The sequence below is a fragment of the Amnimonas aquatica genome (genome assembly GCF_002943415.1).
Taxonomy (GTDB): domain Bacteria; phylum Pseudomonadota; class Gammaproteobacteria; order Pseudomonadales; family Moraxellaceae; genus Perlucidibaca; species Perlucidibaca aquatica_A.
This window is the reverse complement of record NZ_PTQZ01000099.1, coordinates 1-6,281: the sequence shown is the minus strand read 5'-3', so window position 1 is coordinate 6,281 and position 6,281 is coordinate 1. Positions and strand designations below refer to the sequence as shown.

Annotated in this window: 7 protein-coding genes; 3 read left to right on the top strand and 4 right to left on the bottom strand. The window is 69.1% G+C overall.

What is annotated here, in order from left to right; genetic code table 11:
* Positions 1-730: class I SAM-dependent methyltransferase (locus C5O18_RS05355; protein WP_105192132.1), on the top strand; the 730-nt coding region annotated here is incomplete at its 5' end.
* 55 nt (positions 731-785) lie between these two features.
* Here C5O18_RS05355 and C5O18_RS05350 read toward each other — a convergent pair.
* The 3 genes from C5O18_RS05350 to prmB form a co-directional block, all read right to left on the bottom strand.
* Positions 786-1,949: an MFS transporter gene (locus C5O18_RS05350; RefSeq protein WP_105192130.1), complete on the bottom strand. Its 1,164-nt coding sequence runs from the start codon at positions 1,947-1,949 to the stop codon at positions 786-788.
* A gap of 73 nt (positions 1,950-2,022) precedes the next feature.
* Positions 2,023-3,138, bottom strand: coding sequence for a chorismate synthase (gene aroC, locus C5O18_RS05345; protein ID WP_105192128.1), 1,116 nt, complete (start codon positions 3,136-3,138; stop codon positions 2,023-2,025).
* Between the two features lie 56 nt (positions 3,139-3,194).
* Positions 3,195-4,139 (bottom strand): 50S ribosomal protein L3 N(5)-glutamine methyltransferase, encoded by a 945-nt coding sequence (gene prmB / locus C5O18_RS05340; RefSeq protein ID WP_105192134.1) that lies wholly within the window; start codon positions 4,137-4,139, stop codon positions 3,195-3,197.
* A gap of 250 nt (positions 4,140-4,389) precedes the next feature.
* On the opposite strand from prmB, the gene C5O18_RS05335 reads away from it, so the two are divergent.
* Together C5O18_RS05335 and folE are read left to right on the top strand one after the other, a co-directional pair.
* Positions 4,390-5,091, top strand: coding sequence for a Smr/MutS family protein (locus C5O18_RS05335; RefSeq protein WP_105192126.1), 702 nt, complete (start codon positions 4,390-4,392; stop codon positions 5,089-5,091).
* Between the two features lie 130 nt (positions 5,092-5,221).
* Positions 5,222-5,764: a GTP cyclohydrolase I FolE gene (gene folE / locus C5O18_RS05330; protein WP_241146749.1), complete on the top strand. Its 543-nt coding sequence runs from the start codon at positions 5,222-5,224 to the stop codon at positions 5,762-5,764.
* A 20-nt stretch (positions 5,765-5,784) separates the two neighbouring features.
* Here the strand turns inward: folE and C5O18_RS05325 are convergent.
* On the bottom strand, positions 5,785-6,281 hold a 497-nt coding region (locus tag C5O18_RS05325; RefSeq protein ID WP_146089223.1), incomplete at its 5' end, for a DMT family transporter.

Genomic DNA, 6,281 nt, shown 5'->3' with positions numbered 1-6,281 from the left:
CGGGCTGCGCCTGCCGCACCTGGTCGCGCACCGGCTGGGCCGGCCGAGCATGGACAACATCCTGCTCGCCCGCCACCGGCTCATCGACCTGCAGCTGGAGCGCGCCATCAGCAGCGGAGAAATCACCCAGGTGATCGAGGTCGCCGCCGGCCTGTCACCGCGCGGATGGCGCTTCGCGGAGCGCCATGGCCGGCGCATCCGCTACATCGAGGCCGACCTGCCGGGCATGGCGCAGCGCAAGCGCGATCTGCTGGTCAATGCCGGACTGGACAGCGAGCAGCACACGGTCGTCGACCTCAACGCACTGCTTGATGACGGTCCCGGCAGCCTGCAGGCGCTGGTGGCCGGACTCGACCCCACGCAGGGCACGGCGCTGATCACCGAAGGCCTGATCAACTATTTCGACACCGACACCGTGGTCGCCATGTGGGCCCGTTTCGGCCGCGCGCTGGCGCGCTTCCCGAACGGGCTCTACCTGTCCGACCTGCACCTCGACAGCGGCGGCGCCACGCTGGCCTCGCGCATGTTCATGCGCATGCTGTCGACCTTTGTGGGCGGCAAGGTGCATCTGCATTTCCGCAGCCAGCAGGAGGCGCTGGCCGCCCTGCGCGCCGCCGGCTTCGACGCGCCGGAGCTGCTCGACCCGCGCGCCTTCGCCGACAGCCTGCCGGACTGCCGGCGCCCGGGGGTCAGCCTGGTGCGCATCGTGTGTGCGCGGCGCGGCGGCTGATAGCGCGAAGCCGGACCAGGACCGGTGCTCAGGCCGCCTCTTCAAGCCTGCGAGTTCAAGCCCGCGATGCGGGCGCGGACGCCTTCGTGCCGGCCTGGTGCAACAACACCCAGGCCAGCAGACACAGCAGCGCAGCGACACTGAAGATCCACGGCGCCGTCGCCACCGACCAGACCGCGCCGGCCACCCACGAGCCCAGCGCCACGCCCACGCCCCAGAGCATGCTGTAGACCGCCTGGCCCTGGCCCTGATGACCGTCGCCGAAATGGCGGAAGATCACCACCATGGCAGCGGCGTGGAAGGTCGCGAAACTGGCCGCGTGCAGCAGCTGCGCCAGCCAGATCACCGCCGGCAGGTCGGCGCCGAAGCCGATCATGACCCAGCGCAGCGCCGACAGCAGCAGGCTCCACAGCAGCATGCGCTGCTCGCCGGTACGCGGCAGCACCTTGTGCATGACCAGGAACATCAGCACCTCGGCGCCCACGCCCAGCCCCCACAGCCAGCCGATCTCGGTGCGCGAGTAGCCGTGCGATTCGAGGTGGATGCTGTAGAAGGTGTAGTACGGCGCGTGCGAGAGCAGCAGCAGGAAATGCGCGGCGAAGAAGGTCCACACCGCCGGCCGGCGCAGGATCTCGCGGAAACCGTGGCTGGCGTCGCGCCGGGTCGCGGTGGCGATGTCCGGCACCGCCAGGCTGCTGAGCCAGGTCGCCAGCGCGCAGGCGAGCATGGCCAGCGGCAACACGCTCAGGGAGATGTGGTCGAAGGCGACGCCCAGGCCGGTGCCGACCACGATGAAGCCCAGCGAGCCCCACAGCCGCACCTGGCTGTAGCGGTCGCGCTGCTCGCCCAGGTGCGCCATGGTCACCGACTCGAACTGCGCGAGGATGGCGTTCTGGAAGAAGCCGTAGGCCAGCAGCACCAGCGCCAGCGGCCAGAATTCGCGGGCCAGGAACACGCCCAGCCAGCCCAGCGTGATCATCAGCGCGCCGAAGCGCACCAGCAGCAGGCGCTTGCCGGTGCGGTCGGCGATATAGCCCCAGAAATTGGGCGCGAAGATGCGCGTGGCCATGACGATGGCCATGAGCTGGCCGATCTCGGCCGCGCCGAAGCCCAGCGACTGCAGGTACAGGCCCCAGTAGGGCATGAAGCCGCCGATCACCGCGAAATAGAAGAAGTAGAACGCCCCCAGCGGGACGTAGGGAATGCGGGCGCTGCTCATGTCTGCCGGCACCGCGCGGATGCCGGTGCCCTCCTCTGCTCACAGCGGCCGGTCATGCCCCGGCCCGGCCGGCTCAGCCCTGCGCGCCCGGCGCTGCCTGTCCGGGAATCATCGGCACGCCGCTGACGACACCATGGTTCTGGGCGCGATGGCGCAGCGCATGGTCGAGCAGCACGATGGCCAGCATGGCCTCCGCGATCGGCGTCGCGCGCACGCCCACGCAGGGGTCATGACGGCCCTTGGTGACCACGTCGATGGCCTCGCCGCGGGTGTTGATGCTGCGGCCCGGCGTGGTGATGCTCGATGTCGGCTTGAGCGCGATGCGCACCACGATGTCCTGGCCGCTGGAAATGCCGCCGAGCACGCCGCCGGCGTGGTTGCTGAGGAAGCCCTCCGGCGTCAGCTCGTCGCGGTGCTCCTCGCCGCGCTGGCTGACCACCGCGAAGCCGTCGCCGATCTCCACGCCCTTGACCGCGTTGATGCTCATCATGGCATGCGCGATGTCGGCATCGAGCCGGTCGAACACCGGCTCGCCCCAACCCGCCGGCAGGCCGTGGGCGAAGACTTCGACGGCGGCGCCGATACTGGAGCCCTCGGTGCGCATGGACAGCACCAGCTGCTCCATTTTCGGCACCGCCTCGCGGTCGCCGCAGAAGAACGGGTTTTCGCGCACGTAATCCCAGTCGCAGGCCTGCGCTTTGATATCACCGATCTGCGAAACGCGGCCGCGCACGGTCACGCCGAAGCGCTCGGCCAGCACCTTGCGCGCGATCGCGCCGGCGGCCACGCGCATGGCGGTCTCGCGCGCGCTGGAACGGCCGCCGCCGCGGTAGTCGCGGAAGCCGTACTTGTGCGTGTAGGTGTAGTCGGCATGCGCCGGCCTGAAGGTCTCGGCGATGTTGCCGTAGTCCTTGGAGCGCTGGTCGGTGTTCTCGATCAGCAGCGCGATCGGCGTGCCGGTCGTCCTGCCCTCGAACACGCCGGAGAGGATCCTGACGATGTCCTCTTCCTTGCGCTGGGTGGCGAACGACGACGTGCCCGGCTTGCGGCGGTCGAGATCGACCTGCAGGTCGGCCTCGGTCAGCGCGATGCCCGGCGGCACGCCATCGACGATGGCGGTCAGCGCCGGTCCGTGCGACTCGCCCGCTGTGGTGACTGTGAAGACTTGTCCGATGCTGTTGCCGGCCATGGGTCGGTATCCTCAGAAATACGCCATGCCGGGGCCACGCGACGCCCGGCGGTGGATCAGATGCTGGTTTCGAACAGGGCCTGGTGCTCGCGGCACTGGGCGGCGGTGAGCACGAACACGCCCTTGCCGCCGCGCTCGAACTCGACCCAGACGAACTCCACTTCCGGGAAGGTCTGCTCCAGCGCCCACTGCGAATTGCCCACCTCGATCACCAGCACGCCGTCTTCGGTGAGGTAGTCGGCGGCCTCGGCGAGGATGCGCTTGGTCACGTCCAGCCCGTCCGGACCGGAGGCCAGGCCCAGCTCCGGCTCGCGCAGGAACTCCTCGGGCAGGTCGGCCATGTCTTCGGCATCGACATACGGCGGGTTGCTGACGATGAGGTCGTAGCGCTGGCCCGGCAGCTTGCTGAACACATCCGACTCCAGCAGGCTGACGCGCTCGCCCAGCTCGTGGTGCTCGACGTTCAGCGCTGCCACCGAGAGCGCGTCCAGCGAGAGGTCGGTGGCATCGACGAAGGCCTCCGGAAACTCCTTGGCGCAGGCGATGGCGATGCAGCCCGAACCCGTGCACAGGTCGAGGATGCGCTGCGGCTCATCCTTCAGCCAGGGCAGGAAACGGTCCTCGATCAGCTCGGCGATGGGCGAGCGCGGCACCAGCACGCGCTCGTCGACATAGAACGGCAGTCCGCAGAAATAGCTGAGGTTGAGCAGGTAGGCCAGCGGCGTGCGCTCGTTGACGCGCCGGCGCAGGGTCTCGGCGAGCTGCGCGCGCTCGGACGGCAGGATGCGCGCGTCGAGGATCTCCTCGTCCGCCGACCACTCCAGATTGAGTGTCTGCATGACCAGCGCCGAGGCCTCGGCGAACGGATCGCTGGTGCCGTGGCCCAGGTGCACGTCACAGCCCCGGAAACTGCTGACGCAGAAGCGGATCCAGTCACGCACGGTCAGCAGCTCGCGCTGCGCCTCGGCGAGGAGGTCGTCGGACAGGGTCAGGGCGGGCAGATCGTGGCTCACGGAGGCTCCGGCGCGTGGGGAATCAAGGGTGTGATTCTACACGGATTTCCGGAGCCGTAGTGAGGGCGGGCAGCCTCCGGGAGCCTGCGCCGGCATGAAATGGCGCAGGCTCCCGGGCCCGGCATGACAACCTCAGACTGCCTTGACCAATCAGAGGAACAACGGACAGCAAGGCCGGTTCGGCACGACCGGGCATCTTGCCTATAATCGGCAGACCGCCCGCTGACCGGTAGCCGCCATGAAAGACCCCCTGCTCACTTCCCTGCGCCGCCAGCTCAAGGCCGAGGCCCCGGTCGTGCCCGCCGCGAAACCGGCCACCGCCAGCGTCCCGGCCCGCCCCGAGCCCGAGCTCAGCGACGAGGCGCTGTTCGCCCAGGCCACGAAGGGTGCGAAGCGCATGGAAACGGCCGCGCCGCCGCCACGCGCGCAGAAGCCGCGCAAGCCGGATGCCATGACCCTGCTGCGCCGCGCGCAGGCCGAGGGCGAGGACGAGCGCACGCAGGTGCCGCTGTCGGACACCGTGGCGCTGCAGACCGGCATCGCGCCCGAGGCCGTGCTGGCGTTCAAGCGCAACGGCGTGCAGGACAAGCAGTTCGAGCGCCTGAAGGCCGGCCAGCTGGTCTGGAAGGCCGCCGTGGACCTGCACGGCTGCACCCTGGAACAGGCGCGCGAGGCCGTGCTGCAGCTGCTCGACGAAGCCGCGCGCGAGGGCGTGCAGGTGGCCAAGGTCGTGCACGGCAAGGGCCAGGTCAACGGTCAGGCCCTGCTCAAGACCGCCGTCAACGGCTGGCTGCGCCAGCTGCCACCGGTGCTGGCCTTCGCCAGCGCACCGCCGCGCGACGGCGGCACCGGTGCCGTGCTGGTGCTGCTGCGCCGCCAGCGCGAGACCGGCACGCCCGATGATCACCCGGACAAGCGCGACGCGCGCAGCCCGGGCTGACACCCGCCCGCCATACCTGCGCGCGACTGACCGCGCCGCGGGCCGCCGCTTTGACTCATCGCGCGCTTCCCGCTACGGTGCGCGCTTCATTACACGCTTTCGCACGAGACCACCGCTTATGGACCGCACCATGGACACCGCCTACGCCGACATCATCCGCGCCGTGGGCGAGGACCTGGACCGCCCCGGCCTGCTGGACACGCCCAAGCGCGCCGCCAAGGCCTTCAAGTACCTGTGCAAGGGCTACGAGGAAGACCTCGACGTCATCGTCAACAATGCCATCTTCCCGTCGGACAACGACCAGATGGTGCTGGTCAAGGACATCGAGCTGTATTCGCTGTGCGAGCACCACCTGCTGCCCTTCATCGGCAAGGTGCACGTGGCCTACATCCCGTCCGGCAAGGTGCTGGGGCTGTCCAAGGTCGCGCGCATCGCCGACATGTACGCGCGCCGCCTGCAGATCCAGGAGAACCTGACCAAGCAGATCGCGGACGCCATCCAGCGCGTCACCGACGCAAAAGGCGTGGCGGTGACCATCGAGGCCAAGCACATGTGCATGATGATGCGTGGCGTGGAGAAGCAGAACTCGGTGATGAAGACCTCGATCATGCTCGGCGCCTTCCGCGACAACGCGCAGACGCGCAACGAGTTCCTGGCGCTGATCAGGGACTGACCCAATCCCCGAACAGGGAATCAGCGCGGTCCCGGGGCGGCAGCCGGCGACTTCGCCAGCGCGCCCAGCAGGGCGCCGAGGAAGACGATCACCACGCCCAGCGCCGCGCCGCTGCCGAGATCCTCGCCCAGCAGAGGCACCGACAGCAGCGTGCCGACCACCGGCACGGTGGACATCATGACCGCGACCTTGACCGCGCCCAGCAGCTCGGTGGCCCGGGCGTAGGTCCACATCGCCACGCAGACCACCAGGAAGCCCTGGAAGAAGGCCTGCAAGGCAATCTCGCCGGCTGGCGCCATGCCGATGTGCTTGGGCAGGAACAGCGCGTAGACCGGCAGATAGATGATCGCCGACATGGCCACCACCGCCAGCGTGACGTCGAACGCGCGCACCTGCCAGCGCTTGAGCATGACCGTGAACAGTGCCCACAGGATGCTCGCGCTGATGAACAGCAGGTCGCCGGGCAGCGAGTCCGGGCTGGCGGCGCCATGCAGGTTGGCCGAGAACAGCGTGGCCA